This is a genomic window from Buttiauxella sp. A111 (genome assembly GCF_014189855.1).
Lineage (GTDB): Bacteria > Pseudomonadota > Gammaproteobacteria > Enterobacterales > Enterobacteriaceae > Buttiauxella > Buttiauxella selenatireducens.
In genome coordinates this window covers 763464-782498 of sequence record NZ_BJFN01000001.1, presented here as the reverse complement: position 1 = coordinate 782498, position 19035 = coordinate 763464, and the positions used below count along the sequence as shown (strand labels likewise).

Below are 19035 nucleotides of genomic sequence, written 5' to 3'. Positions count from 1 at the left end.
GAGTCTCTATGAAGCAAACCAATCAGCAATGGCAGTCACGGCGTGAGCAAGCAGTTCCGCATGGAGTCGGCAATGCGTTGCCGGTCTATATTGAAAAAGCGAAAAATGCGGAAATTTGGGACGTTGAAGGCAAACGCTATATTGATTTCGCTTCTGGTATTGCGGTGCTGAATACCGGGCATAACCATCCCGCAGTGATTGATGCTGTGCGTCAACAGCTAGAACAATTTACCCATCCTTGTTTCCAGGTCACGCCTTATGGCAATTATATCGAGCTTGCCGAACGGCTTAATCAACTGGTGCCGATTAGCGAGCCTTGCCAGACTTTGTTCCTGACAACGGGGGCGGAGGCGGTCGAAAATGCCATCAAAGTGGCACGTATTGCGACCGGGCGCTCGGCTATAATTGCGTTTCGTGGCGCGTTCCACGGCCGCACTCTGCTGGGCATGGCATTAACCGGTAAAGTTCAGCCCTATAAAAAAGGCTACGGCCCATTCCCGGCCGGAATTTATCACGCTCCTTATCCTGCGGCTTATCTCGGTGTGAGTGACACTCAGGCACTGGCGTCACTGGCGGGTATTTTTGCCGCGGATGTCTCTCCTGACGAAGTTGCCGCCATCATTATTGAACCGGTGCAGGGGGAAGGGGGCTTTTATGCAGCCTCAACGTCCTTTATGAAACAACTGCGCACCCTATGCGACAAGCATGGGATCGTATTGATTGCCGACGAAATTCAAAGTGGTTTCTGCCGGACCGGTAAAACCTTTGCCATAGAACACAGCGGCGTGGAACCGGATCTCGTCACCATGGCGAAAAGCCTGGCCGGAGGCTTCCCGCTGTCTGCGCTAGTCGGCAAGAAATCGCTGTTTGATAAAGCGATGCCGGGCGGTCTGGGCGGTACTTATGCCGGGTCGCCTGTGGCGATTGCGGCGGCGCTGGCAGTCACTGACATAATAGAGAAAGAAAATCTCAATCAACGCGCGCAGGTCATTGGTGAGCAAATCACCCATCGTTTACAGGAAATGGCAGAGCAATTTGACTGCATCGGCGATGTGCGTGGATACGGCGCGATGATTGCGATGGAGCTGGTCGAAGAGCGTGACAGCCATCGTCCGAATAAAGAATTAACTCAGGCACTTGTCAAAGAAGCAGGCAAGCAGGGGCTGGTTTTATTGTCCTGTGGCGTGCGTGCGAATGTGATTCGTTTTCTTGTCCCATTAACAGCTGAAAAAGAAATTGTTAATGAGGGCCTCAACATCTTGTCTTCTTGCCTCGAATTAGTGCAAAATACGCGCCTCACTAAATGAGAACAAAAAACCGACGTTAAACGCGTCGGTTATTTTTTTGCATTAAGTTCAAGCAGTCAAACAGGCATCCGCCAAAAAAACCAAGAGGCCGGGCTTCGTACCGGATAGATACTAGCTTTTAAAAAACGACAGTCGTGTCGCCGAGGAAATTTAGATGGGGCAGCTTTTTGCTTTTGCGCATGTATTCGCCGTTTGGGGGAATGACCATGTCGCTTAACGTCACCGCAGGTGCAAAATCTCGTGTTGAACTCCGTAAGAGCCTTACGCTCATTCCGGTAGTTATGATGGGTCTGGCTTATATGCAGCCGATGACCTTGTTCGATACATTTGGGATAGTATCTGGCCTTACCGACGGACATGTCGCTACGGCTTACGCGTTTGCCCTTGTGGCAATTTTGTTCACCGCGTTAAGTTATGGAAAGCTAGTACGCCGCTTCCCGTCTGCGGGTTCCGCTTATACCTACGCTCAAAAAGCAATCCACCCGGTGGTTGGCTTTATGGTGGGCTGGTCGGCGTTGCTTGATTATCTGTTTATGCCGATGATCAACATTCTGCTGGCTAAAATCTATTTTGAAGCCTTAGTACCGTCTATCCCGTCGTGGATTTTCGTGGTGCTTCTGGTTGGCTTCATGACTATCTCCAACCTGCGCGGCATTAAAACCGTGGCAAACTTCAACAGCCTTATTGTTGTATTGCAGATGGTTGTGATGGTTGTGATTACCGGTCTGGTGATTTACGGCGTTGCCAATGGCGAAGGTGCCGGCACGTTAGCCAGTACACGTCCATTCTGGTCTGAGAACGCAAACGTGGTGCCGATGATCACCGGCGCGACCATATTATGCTTCTCGTTCCTCGGATTTGACGGTATTAGCTCGCTGTCTGAAGAAACCAAAGATGCAGGCCGTGTCATCCCGAAAGCGATTTTCCTGACTGCCCTGATTGGCGGCGTGATCTTCGTTGTGGTGTCTTACTTCCTGCAACTGTACTTCCCGGATATTTCTCGCTTCCAGGATCCGGATGCGTCACAGCCAGAAATTATGCTGTTCGTGGCAGGCAAAGCCTTCCAGTTCGGTATCCTGATTTTCTCCTGTGTTACCGTTCTGGCTTCAGGTATGGCGGCACATGCGGGTGTATCTCGCTTGATGTATGTTATGGGCCGTGATGGCGTGTTCCCGGAGCGTTTCTTCGGTTACATTCATCCGAAATGGCGTACTCCTGCGCTAAACGTGGTTCTGGTGGGTATCATTGCGCTGTTCGCCGTGAAGTTTGACCTGGTAACCGCAACGGCACTGATTAACTTTGGTGCGCTGGTGGCGTTCACCTTCGTTAACCTGTCGGTGATTTCCCAGTTCTGGATCCGCGAAGGCCGTAACAAAACTATCAAAGATCACATCAACTATCTGGTGCTGCCAACATGTGGCGCACTGACAGTAGGTGCGTTGTGGATTAACCTGGAAGAAAGCTCGATGATTCTGGGCCTGATTTGGGCGGCTATTGGCCTGACCTATCTGGCATTCGTGACTCGTCGCTTCCGCAACCCGGTTCCACAATTCAACGAAGACTTAGCGTAAAGCTTATGTCGAAAAAAAGGCTCTCGATTCGAGAGCCTTTTTTGTATCTGTCTTCCCGCCAGGTTGTTAACCTACCAGAAACTGCGCGTACTCAAACAATGCCTTAAGTAACGCGGTCTTTTCTTTATCATCTTCATGCAGGTTATAGAGCGCTTCCAGTTCTTGTGCGTAGGCTTGCAACGCTTCCTGAGACAACACATCACGACGGTGCTGCAACCAGCGCTGCTGTTCGGCCTCATCCAGAGTGCCAGGGAAGTTACGCGCACGATAATTGAACAGCAATTTTTCAATACGCTTATCGGCAAACGTAATATCCAGCGCAGGCAAATTCTGCGGATCGGTCTGCAGCACAATGCGCATGGCTGCGCGGTCGGCGTCGCTGAAAAAGCCATTGTACAGCTGCGCATCGACATTATCTGAAGGCACAAAAGGCTCTGCCTCAGCAAAAATAGCCACGGCTTTTTCGCGCACTGAAGGGTGCTCACGCAACAATTTCAGGTTTTCCAGGCAATGTTGGCGATCGATACCTAAACGTTCTGCATCTTCTGGGCGGAGGGTGTTGGCCACTGCCAGCACCGGACATTTATTAAGATGCACCAGTTTGATAGGTACGGCCGCCGTATCGCCCAGTGCGGATTTCGGCGTATACAACCGCTCGCGCAATGCATCAGCATCCAGTTCCAGCAGCGGTGAAATATCACCCGCCAAATCGACCATTATTACTGCATTTCGATTATCAGGATGCCAGGCAAGTGGGGCAATCCAGCTGGTGTTACCGCGCCACGCGCCAAACATGCCCGAAACATGTACCAGCGGTTTCATCTGCACAATATCAATCAATGTGGTGAGTTTGTGCTTTGAGCGGTGGCTGTAGAGATAATCAAACAGGCGCGGTTGGCGAGTTTTGACCAGTTGCGCCATTGCGATGGTGGCGTACACGTCCGACATTGCATCATGTGCGTTAGCATGTTCAATACCGTTGGCCTTGGTCAAATGTTCGAGGCGGAAACTCGGCAACCCTTCATCGTTCTCCGGCCAGACAATGCCTTCCGGTCGAAGCGCATAGCAGGCGCGCATGACATCGAGCAAATCCCAGCGCGAGTTATCGTTCTGCCAGCTCCAGCCATACGGATCATAAAAGTTACGATAGAAAATATTGCGCGTAACTTCGTCATCGAAACGCACATTGTTGTAGCCGACAACACACGTCTTCGGCAGGGTAAAAATAGAGTGGATGCGCTTTGCAAAATCCGCTTCATTTACGCCACGCGCCAGGGCTAGTTGCGGCGTTATACCGGTAATCATTACCGCTTCAGGCTGAGGCAGATAGTCATCCGCCGGTTTGCAGTAAAAGACTTCCGGTTCGCCAATAACGTTAAATTCAGAGTCAGTGCGGATGGCCGCGAATTGCGCAGGGCGGTCGAGTGACGGGCTTTTACCGAAAGTTTCGTAGTCATGAAAAAGGAAGGTCGGTTGTTGCGTTGTATTGTCCACGGTTTACTTCCGCCCTTGAGTGTTGTTTAACGTGCTGTTATTAAACTGAAATCCCACTAAAACCCTCTCCATGTGTCAATCATTGATGTCGGGTGTTGCATAAGCCAATGGTAAACCATTAACAGCCTTGCAAGAAGTCTCCGCAATGACTGAATAACGTATTCGTCAACGGTATGTGAGTGATCGCATTCATATCTTTTTGCAATTTAATTGCGAAAAAAGTCACAAACTGCAGTAAAAGAGGCGGCTGAATTAATTGTTACCGAGGATATATCGTTGAAGATCCGTCTGTTTGCTGTTTGTACCTTGCTGTCATTTTCTGTTCACTCCGCTTTTGCCGACGACACCTTTGTTAATGCACCACCTCCACCACAAATTCAGGCGGGCTCGTGGGTATTGATGGATTACACCACCGGGCAAATTCTGGCTGCGGAAAATGAGCATGTGCGACGCAATCCAGCGAGTCTGACCAAACTGATGACCGGCTACGTGGTCGATCGTGCGATTGATAGCGGCCGGATCTCGGCAAACGATATGGTGACCGTCGGTAAGGATGCCTGGGCAAAAGGCAATCCGGTATTTGATGGCTCGTCGCTGATGTTCCTGAAAGCGGGCGACCGCCTGACCGTGCATGACTTAAGTCGCGGGCTGATTATTGACTCCGGGAATGATGCCTGTGTTGCGCTTGCCGATTATGTGGCCGGTGGGCAGCCGCAATTTGTGGCAATGATGAATAAATACGTGCAACAACTCCACCTGCGCGACACCCATTTCGAAACGGTTCATGGCCTGGATGCCCCAGGCCAGCACAGCACCGCTTATGATCTTGCTGTACTTTCACGAGCGATAATCCATGGCGAACCCGATTTTTATCACATGTACAGCGAGCGCAGCCTCACCTGGAACGGCATCACGCAACAAAACCGTAATGGCTTGTTGTGGGACAAAGGGCTGAATGTGGATGGACTGAAAACCGGCCACACCGCGAGTGCTGGTTTTAACCTTATCGCCTCGAGCGTCGTCGGCGAGCGCCGTTTGATTGCCGTGGTGATGGGGGCGGAAAGTCCAAAAGGGCGCGAAGATCAGGCGCGTAAACTGCTGCATTGGGGCCAGGATAACTTCGATACCGTGCAGGTTCTGCATAAAGGCAAAAAAATTGGTACTGAAGCTATCTGGTATGGCGATAAAAAGCAGATCGAAGTCGGGACCAATCAGGATGTTTATTTAGCTCTGCCAAAATCTGAAGTCCCGAACATTAAAGCCAAATATATTCTCGATAATCAGGAGATTGAAGCGCCAATTGCTGCCAACCAACATGTGGGGGAAATCGAGCTCTTTGATCGCGACAAACTCATTGCGCACTGGCCGTTGGTGACGCTAACTGACGTCAAAAAGGGCAGTACCTGGTCGCGCCTGGGTGACTACATCAGCCACAAACTGTAATTCATCACACGCGTACACAACGGGCCGGCAGGAATGTCGGCCCGTTTTTATTGGCTGTACTATGCTCTACAACGATGCTTTACGACGGCGCTCAACCAACGATGACTAAACGGTCGGAAGTTTTGCGAAAAGCGATCATGCTCGCAAAGTAACCACATCACCCTGACAAAGGATTGTTTCCCTGCACTAGAGTGGTGTATAAATATACAGTGTTTTTTAATCAGGTCAGGAGGTCATATGGAATTTAACGTACAACAAGTCCACGAGCGTAAAGTTGCTGGTTTTCATATGGTTGGGCCGTGGGAGCAAACGGTTCATCAAGGTTTTGAACAACTTGCCCTGTGGGTAAAAACCCACAAAATCGTCGGTGAGGAGTGGCTGGCGGTTTATTACGACAATCCCGATTTGGTGCCTGCAGAGAAATTGCGTTGCGACACCGTTGTCTCGGTGAGCGAAAACTTTACCGTGCCGGATAACAGCGAAGGCGTCATCGTCACCGGTATCCAGGGGGGGCAGTATGCGGTGGCCCGTGCCCGCGTTGATGACGGCGATTTTGCGAAACCGTGGAATCTCTTTTTTGACAGCGTTCTTGCCAGCAATAGCTACCAGATAACCGGTAAACCCTGCTTTGAACACTATCTGAACGACGGCTCAGAAAGTGGCGTGTGGGAAATAGACATGTATATTCCGGTGGCAGATCAAGTCTGATGCTAAAGGGGGCATATGCCCCCTAACTTTGTGATGTCCGCTCAAAAAAAACAGGTACAATCCCGTTTTTATTTCCAGGGGAGCTGAGTGTGCGTCCAGATAAATCACTAAGCCCATTTGAGATCCGCATTTACCGCAACTATCGTACAGTGCATGGTATCCGCATCGCGCTGGCATTTGTTCTCACATTTTTGATTGTTCATCTTCTGAAAGTGCCCGAAGGGACGTGGCCGCTAATCACACTCGTGGTTGTGATGGGGCCGATCTCTTTCTGGGGTAACGTCGTGCCCCGCGCCTTTGAGCGTATTGGGGGAACGATTTGCGGTGCTGCCATGGGGCTTGTGGCGCTGAAACTTGAACTGTTTTCGCTCCCGCTCATGTTGGTCTGGTGTGCAATCGCCATGTTTATCTGCGGCTATCTGGCTTTGGGGAAGCGTCCGTACCAGGCGCTGCTAATTGGAATCACCCTTGCCGTCGTGGTGGGGGCTCCAGCGGGGGACATGGAGATTGCCCTTTGGCGTAGCGGCGACGTTATCTTTGGCTCACTACTGGCCATGCTCTTTACCAGCATTTATCCCCAGCGTGCCTTTATCCACTGGCGCATACAAATGGCGAACTTCGTCACCGCCTTTGGCCGGGTTTACAACGCCGGATTTTCACCTAACTTATTAGAGCGCCCGCGCCTTGAAAAACACTTACAGAAGGTGCTTGGCGATGTGGTGAGAATGCGGGCGCTGATTGGCCCGAGCAGTAAAGAGACGCATATTCAAAAGTCGATTTTAGAGGCGATTCAAACGGTTAGTCGCAATATGGTGTGCACACTCGAACTGCAGGTCAACGCTTATTGGGCATCCAGGGAAAGCCATTTTCTGATGATCAATGCTCATACTTTGCGCGAAACGCAACAAATGACCCAGGGCACGCTTGCCGCTATCGCTCGGGCGTTACACGATGGCAACCCGTCGCCAATATCGGCAAACAATGAAAAACTGAGTGAAATCGTCAGTGAGCTGCACGAGCTGATGCAAAATGGCCAAAATGGGAAACTTCAGGAAACACCGATTCATGGCTACGTCTGGTTGAGTCTGGAGCTTGCTCGTCAACTAGAATTGCTTTCGCAGTTGATCTGCCGCGCGTTACGTAAATAATTGCTTAACCTGAGGTGAATTGCTGGTTTCGATTCAGCAGCTTTTGAGGTTAAGATAGCGAAATAGACCAATCGCCTGTACTGTTCGGGTTGTCGCCTTGTATCACGCAGCTTGAAGTCGTACGGAGCATCCCCAAGTATGATGGGGTAAAAGAATTGTCAGCGGCCGCCGCTACCATTAAAGTAATCTGATGGCGGCTGTCTTAACGAATCCGAGTATGAAATTAGCAGGGGTATAAAAATGGAACCAACCAAACCATCTTTCCAGGACGTGCTTGAGTTCGTGCGTCTGTTCCGTCGCAAAAACAAACTGCAGCGTGAAATCCAGGACGTTCAGAAAAAGATCCGTGATAACTCAAAACGTGTTCTGCTGCTTGATAACCTGAGCGACTACATCAAACCAGGTATGAGCATCGAAGCGATTCAGGGCATCATCGCCAGCATGAAGACTGACTATGAAGACCGTGTTGATGACTACATCATCAAAAACGCAGAGCTCTCCAAAGAACGTCGTGAAATTTCCAAAAAACTTAAAGTCATGGGCGAAATCAAAGCCGACTGATATCCGTCATCGTTCCGCTGCCACGATGCAGTTCGAATGATTTAGGGTATAAATGATTTATTGTAAAAACCGCCGCTTTGGCGGTTTTTTTTATCGCGAGAAAGCGTGCGCTGCCCTCAATCCTTCCCTGAATCAACTCACCACGAGATGCCCGGCTGCGTGTGACAGCTATCATGTTGGTCACTGACTTTCATCGTGAAATTCCTTTTATCTTCTTCAGACAGGGTTAAAAAATCAGTAAAAATTGTTATAGCGCAACATAGGATTTCTTATAGCTTTTACACTGTGTCCGCGTTTATGTATTCATGCACATGATTTTTTAGTCATCATGTGCCAGGCCGGTAAATATATCCGGCACAAAATTGTATCGACAACTGACTCGTTTATGCCACGCGATTTACCCAAATAATCCGTGGCTGGGAAGGGGGTGAAAATCCCCCGCAGCCCCCGCTGCTGTAATGCCGACGAACCCGCGTAACCACTGATCTGTTGATTGGGAAGGGCGGGTGAGAATGACGCTTAGCCAGAAGACCGACTAGTCAGATTTACCCGTCATCCTTCAATTTGCAGGTGTGTTAACCGCACCTCGAATTTTTGGGTATGACACTAAACAACTCCTTCGGTGGGAAGTCAGTTGTCATCAGATACGTGCAGCCTCAGGCTGCGCGTACGAGCTGACATCCGCGCTTTGCCGAAATGTAATAAGGCAACTATGGCAGCGGTAGCGAAACACGCATTCGTCATTGCAGGCACCAGCAGCGGCTGTGGCAAAACCACCGTTACGCTCGGATTGCTCCGCGCCCTCATGCAACGCAGCCTTCGCGTTCAACCTTTCAAAATTGGCCCCGATTATCTCGACAGCGGTTGGCACAGCGCCGTGACCGGCATTGCCTCGCGTAATCTCGATGCTTTCATGCTGCCGACGGCCACGCTAAACGGCCTGTTTTCAAAACAGATGCAACAGGCGGATGTTGCCGTCATCGAAGGTGTGATGGGTTTGTACGACGGCTACGGAACCGACCCGAACTATTGCAGCAGCGCGGCAATGGCAAAACAGCTGGGTTGTCCGGTGATTTTGCTGGTGGATGGTAAAGCGGTATCCACTTCTATTGCCGCGACGGTGATGGGGTTCCAGCGCTTTGACCCGCGGCTTAACATCGCGGGCGTGATCCTCAATCGTGTCAACAGCGACAGCCATTATCAACTGCTTGCCGAAGCCATCACGCGTTATTGTGGGCTGCCCGTCTTAGGGCGTGTGCCAACAATGGCGGATGTGGCTTTGCCGTCACGCCATCTCGGGTTAGTTCCTGCGCAAGAAAATGTCCAGCATGATGAACGCTGGCAGAATCTGGCACAACAGCTTGAACAAACCGTGGATATTGACCGCTTACTCGCGCTATCTCATCTGAATTCTCTGCCACAGGGTGAAGCGCCCGCGATCCCTGATCCCGCGCTGGCTGAAGGTCTAACACTCGCTCTCGCGGAAGACGAAGCCTTCAACTTTTACTATCCCGATAACCTCGAAATGCTTGAGCAAGCCGGAGTGAAAATCCAGCGCTTCAGCCCGCTGCATGACACAAAAGTGCCTGACTGCCAGATGATTTGGCTCGGTGGCGGTTATCCCGAAGTCCATGCCACAAAACTCGCCGCGAATATCCGCATGCGTGAATCCCTGAAAGACGCCCATCAACGTCGTATCCCGCTTTACGCCGAATGCGGCGGCTTAATGTATCTCGGGGAATCTCTTGCCGATGGCGAAGGGGAAGTTCACGCCATGTGCGGAGTGCTACCAGGCCACAGCCAAATGGGCAAACGCCTGACCCGTTTTGGCTACTGCGAAGCCACCGCGATTCAAAACACGTTGCTGGCCAAAAAAGGTGAAACCTTGCGTGGCCACGAGTTTCATTACTCCGATTTCAATGGCCCACTACCCGCCGCATTCGATTGCTGCAAATGTCGTGACGGCGTCGCTGTTTCCCGCTGGCAGGGTGGCGTCCAGCATCAGGCAACATTTGCCAGTTATCTCCATGTGCATTTTGCCCAACGTCCTGGTTTGCTCAACCAGTGGTTATCTTTTGCGAGGAACTCTCTATGACATTGCTTGCCTGGGGGGCGGCCTGGTTATTGGATTACTGGCTCGGCGATCCACCGCACTGGCCGCATCCGGTTCGCTGGATTGGCAACTTGATTAATTTCATGCAGCGCAAGATACGACAGCTTTGTAAAAGCGATCGTGCGCTCAAAATCGGTGGTGGCGTGCTTTGGCTGGTCGTCGTGGGCATGACCTGGGGCGTGAGTTGGGGGGTATTACACCTCGCCAATCTGGTGCATCCGTGGCTTGGCTGGTTGGTGGAAGTGTGGATGATTTACACCGTGCTTGCCGCCCGTTGCCTGAGCGATGCCGCACTCGAAGTGTATCGCGCCTTGAAAGAGGGAACGCTTGCCGAAAGCCGGGAAAAACTGTCGTGGATAGTTGGGCGCGATACATCGCAACTGGAACGCCCGCAAATTACCCGTGCGGTTGTGGAAACCGTGGCGGAAAACAGTGTCGATGGCGTGATTGCACCGCTGTTTTTCCTGATGCTAGGCGGCGCACCGCTGGCGATGGCCTATAAAGCGGTCAATACGCTGGACTCGATGGTGGGGTACAAAACCGAAAAGTACCGCGCGATAGGTTATGTCAGCGCCCGTCTTGATGATCTCGCCAACTATATTCCTGCTCGCCTGAGTTGGCTGCTGCTGACCCTCGCCGCTTTTTGCTTACGCGCCAACCCGCGTCAGGCCTTACGCATTGGCTGGCGTGATCGCTACCAACACAGCAGCCCAAACTGCGCCTGGCCTGAAGCGACGGTCGCAGGTGCGCTTGGGATCAGGCTCGGCGGGCCGAACACCTATTTTGGCGAACGAGTAGAAAAACCGTGGATGGGGGATGAGCAGCGTGGCGTTGCCATTGACGACATAACCCGCGCCATTCAACTCATGATGTTGGCGTCCCTGTTGGCCTTGCTGCTGTTTGCCGCAATGCGCTGGCTGACGCTTGGCATAGGCTCTTAAGGACTCCCGATGAATTACCTGCAGCAACCCCAGCTTATTGAGCAACATAGTTTTGAAATCATCAGCGAAATCATCGCACAACAGTATCACGAATACCGTTTTCACGATGCGATTCAGGAAGCGATGATCAAGCGCGTTATCCATACCACCGCCGATTTTGAGTGGCTGGATATTTTATGGTTCTCGCCGGATGTCATCGAACAACTTAGCCGCAGTTTGCAGCGTGGCTGCACCTTGTACACTGACACCACCATGGCGTTATCGGGAATTAACAAAACCTTGCTGGCGCAATTCGGATGCAGCTGCCGTTGCTTTATCAGCGACCCGCGCGTGGTGGCCCATGCCAAAGAGCAGAGCATTACCCGTTCGATGGCGGCGGTAGATCTCGCATTGCAGGAAGAAGGCGAGAAGATCTTCGTCTTTGGTAACGCGCCGACAGCCCTGTTCCGGCTGCTGGAAAAAGACGCGAAACCGTCTGCTGTTATCGGCGTACCGGTCGGTTTTGTCGGTGCCGAAGAGTCTAAAGAAGCGCTGATAGAAAGCGGTTTACCGGCAATTGCCGCTCGCGGGCGCAAAGGCGGCAGCAACGTCGCGGCGGCCATTGTCAACGCGCTGCTTTATCGCTTACGGGAGGCTCAGTGAGCGAACAGCAAGCCGACTGCATCTGGCATAAAGGCAAAGCTTACCGCAAAGGATACACCACTGGATCCTGCGCCACCGCGGCGGCCCGCGTCGCGGCGCTGATGGTGTTGCGCCAGCACGTCATCGACCAGGTTTCTATTGTCACGCCTTCTGGCGTCACGCTGCATCTCAATGTCGAAATGCCGATGATTGAAGGCCAGCAAGCGACGGCGGCCATCCGTAAAGACGGCGGTGACGACGTTGACGCTACCCACGGCATGCTGATTTTCGCCCGCGTGCAGCTCAACGACAGCGGGATTATCACATTGCGCGGCGGCACGGGGATTGGCGTGGTCACGCGCAAAGGAATTGGTTTGCCGCCAGGTGAGTCTGCCATTAACCGTACACCGCGCCAGACCATTGTTGCCGGGGTGCGTGAAGTCATCGGCGCGGAGCGCGGTGCAGAGATTGAAATTTTCGCCCCGGAAGGCATCGAGCGGGCTAAAAAAACCTATAACCACCGTCTCGGTATTCTGGGTGGCATTTCCATTATCGGCACCACTGGCATTGTGATGCCGATGTCCGAAGAGAGCTGGAAACGCTCGCTAGCGCTGGAACTTGAAATGAAACGCGCCGCAGGCCTCGATAAAGTGATTCTGGTGCCAGGCAATCACGGCGAGCGCTTTGTGCGCGAACAACTTCAGTTGGACAGTGAATGTGTGGTGACGATGAGCAATTTCGTTGGCTACATGATTCAGGAGGCCGTACGCCTGGAGTATCGCCACATTGTTCTGATTGGCCACCCGGGCAAACTGGTGAAAGTGGCCGCCGGAATATTCCACACCCACAGCCACATTGCCGACGGGCGCATGGAAACGCTGGTCGCCCATCTGGCCTTAATGGGCGCACCGTTTGCACTGCTCGAAGCCGTCAGCCTTTGCGACACCACTGAAGCGGCACTCGAAATCATCACAGAACAGGGCTGGCAAGGGGTGTTTGAACGCCTGGCATCACGCATCTGTGAACGCGTTGAAGAGATGCTGCGCTTTACTCAATCGCCACCAAAATGCGATGCCATTTTATTTTCATTTGATAACCAGGTTTTAGGCAGCAGCCGCCCCGTGGCTGATATTGCGCAGGCGTTGCGATGCTAACCGTGGTGGGCATAGGCCCAGGCGCTACTGAACTCCTGACCGTCCAGGCGCGGGCTGAGATTGATGACGCGGAGATCCTGGTGGGCGGTGCCAGACAACTTGCGCTGTTTAATGATTTTCGTGGTGAAACGCGTTTGCTGACGGGCGATCTTGACGAGCTTATGGCCTGGATTCGGGAACGCCTCAACCAGCAAATTGTTGTGCTGGCTTCGGGCGACCCGCTGATCTACGGCATCGGCAAACGTCTGGCGGCGAACTTCCCCCCGGAACACCTGCGCATTATTCCGGGCATCAGCTCGATTCAATATCTGTGCGCCAAAGCGGCGGTCGATATGAACGACATATGGATAACCAGCAGCCATGGCCGCGAGCCAGATTTTCAGGCGATTGCCGCGCACCAAAAGGTGGCAATGGTGACTGACAACATCATCGGGCCTTATGCCATTGCTCAGGCTCTGCTGGCACGCGGCCTGAATCCCACGCTAATTATTGGCGAGAATCTCACGTCGGCAGATGAACGAATCCATCGCCTGGCGGCCTGCGATGTCGCGCAACGCTACGCGATGAATGTGGTGGTGATCCTGAATGAAAGATGAGCTTTTCTTACGGGGTGCGCGCGTTCCGATGACCAAAGAGGTGGTGCGAGTTCAGGCACTGGAGCGCTTGCAATTGCAGAATGCGCAACGGTTTATCGACATCGGTGCGGGCACTGGCAGCGTGTCGCTTGAAGCGGCCATGCGTTACCCGCAATTACGCGTCACGGCGATTGAACGCAATCCCGACGCGCTGGCGTTAATGGCAGAAAACCGCGAGCGTTTTGCTTGTCCAAATATTGAGATTATCAACGGCTATGCCCCCATTGAGCTCGATGCGATAGCCGATGCGATCTTTATCGGTGGCAGCAGTGGGCAGTTAACCGAGCTTATCGACTGGTCGCTGGCACATTTGCACCCCGGCGGGCGTCTGGTGATGACCTTTATCCTGCTGGAAAATTTAACCTGCGCGTTAACCCACCTCGAGCAGTGCGCCATTCACGATTTTGATTGCCTGCAACTTCAGGTTGCAAGCCTCTCCACGCTTGGCAGCGGCCACTACTTCAAACCGAACAACCCCACATTTTTGATTTCTTGCCTCAAGGAGGGAAGCCATGACTCAAATTTATGATACCCGTAAGGTCTGGTTCGTCGGTGCCGGCCCTGGCGACAAAGAACTGATCACCCTCAAAGGCTATCGCATCTTGCAGCAGGCGGAAGTGGTGATTTATGCCGGTTCGCTCATCAACCCTGAACTGCTGGATTACTGCCCGGAAGGGGCGGAGTGCCACGACAGCGCTGCGTTAAACCTTGAGCAAATTATCGAGCTGATGGAAAACGGCGTGAAGGCAGGCAAGCTGGTGGTGCGCTTACAAACCGGCGACCTTTCACTGTACGGCTCGATTCGCGAGCAGGGTGAAGTGCTCACCGAGCGCGGTATTGGCTATGAATCGGTGCCGGGCGTCAGCGCATTTTTAGGTGCCGCCGCGCAGCTTGGCGTGGAATACACCGTACCGGAAGTCTCACAAAGCCTGATCATCACGCGCATCGAAGGCCGCACGCCGATGCCACCGCTTGAACAGCTTGAATCTTTTGCCCGGCATCAGACCTCTATGGCGATTTTCCTCTCGGTGCAGCGTATTCACCGCGTGGCTGAACGCCTGATTGAAGGCGGTTATCCCGCGGATACGCCAGTCGCCGTGGTTTACAAAGCTACCTGGCCGGATTGCCAGACTGTGCGCGGCACGCTTGCAGACATCGCAGAACAAGTGCGGGAAGCGGGCATTCGCAAAACGGCGCTCATCATGGTGGGCGCATTTCTTGGCGAGGAATATCACTATTCCAAACTCTACGATGCAGGATTCAGTCATGAATACCGCAAGGCCTGATTCGATAGCACTGTTTTGCCTGACACCCGGTGGCGTGGCATTAGCGCAACGTCTGCGCGACCTGGTACCGCTCACCTGTTTTACCAGTGAAAAGCTGTTGCAACCGGGCTTTATTCCGTTCGGTGGCAGTTTTGCACGGACCGTAGAACAGGCATTTAGCGAATATTCTGCGCTGGTGTTTATCGCCGCCACGGGCATTGTGGTGCGCGTAATTGCTCCATTGTTGAACGACAAGCTGCACGATCCTGCGGTTGTTGTAATGGATGAACGCGCGGAACACGTTATCAGCCTGCTTTCCGGGCACCTGGGCGGTGCCAACGAATTAACCCGTCAAATTGCCCAACTGTTAAACGCCGATCCGGTGATCACCACCGCGACCGACGTTAACCAACTGGCGGCGCTGGATACGTTGGCGGCGAAACTTGACGCCACTCTGTTGGATTTTCGTCAGACGGTGAAAACCATTAACCAGATGCTGGTGAGCCAGAAGCGCGTAGGGCTGTGGTGGGACAGGGATTTTACCCAGAACGCCGAACGTTACGACACCCGAGGTTTTATCCCCGTCGACAATCTCGACGCGCTGCCAGCGCTTGATGCCCTGGTGTGCGTCACGCTGCGTGATGTTCTGCCGACACAAGCTATTCCGCTTTATAAGCTGGTGCCAAAGCGCGTCGTGGCGGGAATAGGCTGCCGCCGGGATACACCGCCGCAAACCGTGGCGAAGCTATTAAATCAGCAACTGGCTGAGAACCACTTTGACCCGCTGGCCTTGCGCGCCATTGGCAGTGTGTCCCTCAAACAGGACGAACCGGCGTTACTTGAATTGGCACAACGTTGCCAAATCCCATTCAATATTTTTAGCGTTGACCAACTTGCGGAACATGAAAAGCGCTTTCCGGCATCCGAATTTGTGCGTCAGACCGTGGGCGTGGGCAGCGTGTCACAACCGGCTGCGTGGCTGATGAGTAACGGAAATCTGGTTGGCAATACCCTGCGCGAACAGGGCGTCACTATCACTTTAGGAGTTTCAGACAGATGTTAACGGTAATCGGGATTGGCCCCGGCAGTGAAGCCATGATGACTCAGGAAGCGATAGCTGCATTGCAGGAAGCTGAAATTGTGGTGGGTTATAAAACCTACACCCACCTGGTGAAGCCCCTGACGGGTGACAAGCAGGTTATCAAAACGGGCATGTGCAAAGAGATTGAACGCTGCCAGACCGCCATCGAACTGGCGCAGGCCGGGCACAACGTGGCGTTAATCAGCAGCGGCGATGCCGGAATTTACGGCATGGCGGGTCTGGTGCTGGAACTGGTGACATCGCAGCAACTGGATATCGAAGTGCGCCTGGTTGCCGGGATAACCGCCAGCATTGCCGCCGCGTCATTGCTCGGTGCGCCGCTGATGCATGACTTTTGCCATATCAGCCTCAGCGACTTACTGACGCCGTGGCCGGTTATCGAAAAACGCATTATCGCCGCCGCTTCTGCCGACTTTGTTATCTGTTTCTACAACCCGCGCAGCCGTGGCCGCGAAGGACATCTGGCGCGTGCATTCGAATTAATGCGCGAATTTACCCAACCACAAACGCCCGTTGGCGTGGTGAAAGCCGCCGGGCGCAAAAAAGAGCAAAAATGGCTAACGACATTTGGCGAGATGGACTTCGAACCTGTTGATATGACCAGCCTGGTCATTGTTGGCAACAAAACGACCTATGTTCGTGATGGCCTGATGATCACCCCGCGAGGTTATGAACTGTGAGTGAGTCGCAGGTGCTGGTGTTTGGTGGAACCAGTGATGCCCGGTTTATTTGCCAGATCCTCGATGAACAGCGCATTACCTACACGTTGTCGGTAGCGACGGCGGTCGGCAAAGAGCTGGCGGGTAATATCAGCGGCAAGATCCGCGTCGGGCGTATCGACGCCGACGAAATTGCCGACTTGTTGATGAGCAGCGCCGTGCGCTGGGTGATTGATGCCTCGCATCCGTATGCAGAGTTGCTTGGGCGCAATATTCATCAGGCCTGCGAAACCGTGGGTGTGCCCCTAAGCCGTTATCAACGCCGCAGCGAACTCAACGACCTGGAACACCCGCAGTTGCACAAAGTGGCGAACCTGCAAGCCGCGTGTTCCGTGGCTTTGCAATATGGCCCGCGCGTACTGCTGACCACCGGCAGCAAAGAGCTTGCGGCCTGGCAGCAAGGTTTGCCTGGAAAAATGCTGCTGGCGCGGGTGCTGCCAACTAGCGAAGTCATCGCTGAATGCGAAGCGCTGGGTCTTGGCGTGGATAACATTTTTGCGCTGCGCGGCCCGTTTAGCGCCGAGTTTAACGACGCTATCTATGCCTTTTGCTCGCCGGATGTGGTGATCACTAAAGAGTCCGGCGCAGAAGGGGGGTATCTCGATAAAGTCACTCCGGCGTTGGCGCGGGGCATCCCCTGTATCGTTGTGACGCGCCCGCAGCCTCGGGTCAGTGGCGCTGAATTATTAGCAAGTCGTGATGATGTGAGCCGCCGTGTCACACGCTGGCTGCAAGAGAGGAAAGAATGAAGAAAGCTCTATTGGTTATCAGTTTTGGCACCAGCTACCACGACACCTGTGGCAAAAATATTGTCGCTTGTGAAGAACAACTCGCCAGCACTTTTGCTGACCGCGACCTGTTCCGCGCATTCACCTCCGGCATGATTATTCGCAAATTAAAAAGCCGCGATAATCTGGATATCGATTCACCTGCGCAGGCGTTACGCCGCCTGGCCGAGTTGGGATATCAGGATGTTGCCGTTCAGTCGCTGCACGTCATTAATGGCGACGAGTACGAAAAAATTGCCCGTGAGGTGCAAGCCCATCGTCACCTGTTCCAGCGCCTGGCATTAGGTAACGCATTATTGAGTGATTTCAACGACTACGAATGGTTACTTAGCGCGTTGCAAAGCCAGATGCCACCGCTTGATGCCGACGAACGCGTGGTGTTTATGGGCCACGGTGCCAGCCATCACGCGTTTTCAGCCTATGCCTGTCTCGATCATCTCATGGTGGCGCGCCGTATTCCTGCTCGGGTTGGCGCAGTAGAAAGCTATCCAGAAATCGACCTTATCGTACGCGGTTTGCAGCAAGACAATGTCCGTAAAGTCCACCTGATGCCATTAATGCTGGTGGCCGGTGATCATGCGATTAATGACATGGCGTCTGACGAAGATGACTCCTGGAAAACGCAGTTGCAGGAAGCAGGAATAGAAGCCCAACCGTGGTTACAAGGACTGGGAGAAAACCCGCAAATTCGCGCGATGTTCGTGAACCATTTGCAGCGTGCACTGGAGAAATCAGCAAACGAGGTGGCAGCATGAGCGGCCGTTTATATGCCCTCGGCACCGGCCCGGGTGCCAGCGACCTGATCACCGTACGCGCGGCGCGCATCATCGGAAAACTGGATGTTTTGTACGCCCCGGCTGGCCGCAAAGGCGGTGACAGCCTGGCTCTTTCGATTGTGCGCGAATACCTCAGCGACACCACCGAAGTGCGCACCTGCCACTTTCCGATGAGCGCCGATAACGACGAAAAAGCGCTGGTGTGGGATGAAACCGCTGCCGCCCTACAACATGAAGTTGAACAGGGAAAACAGGTCGGGTTTATCACGCTCGGGGACTCGATGTTATTCAGCACCTGGGTGTTTTTGCTGGCGCGAATGGGTAACCCGGAATGGCTGGAAATTGTCCCTGGCGTCACCTCTTTTGCCGCCATTGCCTCACGCGCACAGCTGCCGCTGGCGATGGAGCAACAATCGCTGGCGGTGATGTCTTGCACTGCTTCGCATCAGGCGTTGACGGAGGCGTTGCGCTCGCATGACTGCGTGGTGCTGATGAAAGTCTACGGGCGGTTCGCGCAAATCAAAGCGTTGCTGCAACACCTCGGGCTTATCGACCATGCGCTGTTAATGGCAGAAGCAACATTACCAGGTGAGCAATGTTTCCGAAATCTGGAAGAGGTGCCGGACGACCAAACGCTGCCGTATTTCTCGACCATTCTGGTGAATAAACAGTGGAGTCCTCGCCGTTAA

20 protein-coding genes and 1 riboswitch are annotated in these 19035 nt (G+C 53.2%); of the genes, 19 read left to right on the top strand and 1 reads right to left on the bottom strand.

The window, feature by feature from the left end; genetic code table 11:
- Positions 1-8 precede the first annotated feature (8 nt).
- From gabT to BSPA111_RS03555, 3 genes are all read left to right on the top strand, one after another.
- Positions 9-1307, top strand: a complete 1299-nt coding sequence (gabT, locus tag BSPA111_RS03565; protein ID WP_183269810.1) for a 4-aminobutyrate--2-oxoglutarate transaminase — start codon at positions 9-11, stop codon at positions 1305-1307.
- A 154-nt stretch (positions 1308-1461) separates the two neighbouring features.
- Positions 1462-1524, top strand: coding sequence for a membrane protein YoeI (yoeI, locus tag BSPA111_RS22785; protein ID WP_120063352.1), 63 nt, complete (start codon positions 1462-1464; stop codon positions 1522-1524).
- Positions 1514-2878: an APC family permease gene (locus tag BSPA111_RS03555; RefSeq protein ID WP_183269809.1), complete on the top strand. Its 1365-nt coding sequence runs from the start codon at positions 1514-1516 to the stop codon at positions 2876-2878. The genes yoeI and BSPA111_RS03555 overlap by 11 nt, the downstream gene beginning before the upstream one ends.
- Positions 2879-2944: 66 nt before the next feature.
- On the opposite strand, the gene sbcB is transcribed toward BSPA111_RS03555, so the two are convergent.
- Entirely contained in the window at positions 2945-4372 is a 1428-nt protein-coding gene (gene sbcB, locus BSPA111_RS03550) for an exodeoxyribonuclease I (protein WP_183269808.1), read from the bottom strand.
- 276 nt (positions 4373-4648) lie between these two features.
- On the opposite strand from sbcB, the gene dacD reads away from it, so the two are divergent.
- From dacD to BSPA111_RS03470, 16 genes are all read left to right on the top strand, one after another.
- A complete protein-coding gene (gene dacD / locus BSPA111_RS03545; protein WP_183269807.1) occupies positions 4649-5815 on the top strand; it encodes a serine-type D-Ala-D-Ala carboxypeptidase DacD in 1167 nt (388 codons plus the stop codon).
- Positions 5816-6052: 237 nt separating this feature from the next.
- On the top strand, positions 6053-6523 hold the full coding sequence (gene sbmC / locus BSPA111_RS03540; RefSeq protein WP_183269806.1) for a DNA gyrase inhibitor SbmC: 471 nt from the start codon (positions 6053-6055) through the stop codon (positions 6521-6523).
- Positions 6524-6612: 89 nt separating this feature from the next.
- Positions 6613-7671, top strand: coding sequence for an FUSC family protein (locus tag BSPA111_RS03535; protein ID WP_183269805.1), 1059 nt, complete (start codon positions 6613-6615; stop codon positions 7669-7671).
- A gap of 240 nt (positions 7672-7911) precedes the next feature.
- Positions 7912-8232: a DUF496 family protein gene (locus tag BSPA111_RS03530; protein WP_034496514.1), complete on the top strand. Its 321-nt coding sequence runs from the start codon at positions 7912-7914 to the stop codon at positions 8230-8232.
- Between the two features lie 377 nt (positions 8233-8609).
- Positions 8610-8787: riboswitch (cobalamin riboswitch) on the top strand.
- A gap of 157 nt (positions 8788-8944) precedes the next feature.
- Positions 8945-10327 (top strand): cobyrinate a,c-diamide synthase, encoded by a 1383-nt coding sequence (locus tag BSPA111_RS03525; protein WP_183269804.1) that lies wholly within the window; start codon positions 8945-8947, stop codon positions 10325-10327.
- Positions 10324-11286: an adenosylcobinamide-phosphate synthase CbiB gene (gene cbiB / locus BSPA111_RS03520; RefSeq protein ID WP_183269803.1), complete on the top strand. Its 963-nt coding sequence runs from the start codon at positions 10324-10326 to the stop codon at positions 11284-11286. The genes BSPA111_RS03525 and cbiB overlap by 4 nt, the downstream gene beginning before the upstream one ends.
- Before the next feature lie 9 nt (positions 11287-11295).
- Complete coding sequence (locus BSPA111_RS03515) at positions 11296-11928, top strand: cobalt-precorrin-8 methylmutase (protein ID WP_183269802.1); 633 nt, start codon at positions 11296-11298, stop codon at positions 11926-11928.
- The gene (gene cbiD / locus BSPA111_RS03510; RefSeq protein WP_183269801.1) at positions 11925-13061 is read left to right on the top strand and encodes a cobalt-precorrin-5B (C(1))-methyltransferase CbiD; all 1137 of its coding nucleotides are present in this window, start codon (positions 11925-11927) and stop codon (positions 13059-13061) included. Before BSPA111_RS03515 ends, cbiD begins: the two co-directional genes overlap by 4 nt.
- On the top strand, positions 13055-13657 hold the full coding sequence (locus BSPA111_RS03505) for a cobalt-precorrin-7 (C(5))-methyltransferase (RefSeq protein WP_183269800.1): 603 nt from the start codon (positions 13055-13057) through the stop codon (positions 13655-13657). Before cbiD ends, BSPA111_RS03505 begins: the two co-directional genes overlap by 7 nt.
- Positions 13647-14225, top strand: coding sequence for a decarboxylating cobalt-precorrin-6B (C(15))-methyltransferase (locus tag BSPA111_RS03500; RefSeq protein ID WP_183269799.1), 579 nt, complete (start codon positions 13647-13649; stop codon positions 14223-14225). The genes BSPA111_RS03505 and BSPA111_RS03500 overlap by 11 nt, the downstream gene beginning before the upstream one ends.
- Entirely contained in the window at positions 14209-14982 is a 774-nt protein-coding gene (locus BSPA111_RS03495) for a cobalt-precorrin-4 methyltransferase (protein ID WP_183269798.1), read from the top strand. Before BSPA111_RS03500 ends, BSPA111_RS03495 begins: the two co-directional genes overlap by 17 nt.
- Positions 14963-16024, top strand: a complete 1062-nt coding sequence (gene cbiG / locus BSPA111_RS03490; RefSeq protein ID WP_183269797.1) for a cobalt-precorrin 5A hydrolase — start codon at positions 14963-14965, stop codon at positions 16022-16024. The genes BSPA111_RS03495 and cbiG overlap by 20 nt, the downstream gene beginning before the upstream one ends.
- Positions 16018-16743: a precorrin-3B C(17)-methyltransferase gene (locus BSPA111_RS03485; protein ID WP_183269796.1), complete on the top strand. Its 726-nt coding sequence runs from the start codon at positions 16018-16020 to the stop codon at positions 16741-16743. Before cbiG ends, BSPA111_RS03485 begins: the two co-directional genes overlap by 7 nt.
- On the top strand, positions 16740-17531 hold the full coding sequence (locus tag BSPA111_RS03480) for a cobalt-precorrin-6A reductase (protein ID WP_183269795.1): 792 nt from the start codon (positions 16740-16742) through the stop codon (positions 17529-17531). The genes BSPA111_RS03485 and BSPA111_RS03480 overlap by 4 nt, the downstream gene beginning before the upstream one ends.
- Entirely contained in the window at positions 17528-18325 is a 798-nt protein-coding gene (locus BSPA111_RS03475; RefSeq protein WP_183269794.1) for a sirohydrochlorin cobaltochelatase, read from the top strand. The genes BSPA111_RS03480 and BSPA111_RS03475 overlap by 4 nt, the downstream gene beginning before the upstream one ends.
- Positions 18322-19035 carry a cobalt-factor II C(20)-methyltransferase gene (locus BSPA111_RS03470; protein ID WP_183269793.1) on the top strand — a complete coding sequence of 238 codons (714 nt, stop codon included), beginning with the start codon at positions 18322-18324 and terminating at the stop codon, positions 19033-19035. Before BSPA111_RS03475 ends, BSPA111_RS03470 begins: the two co-directional genes overlap by 4 nt.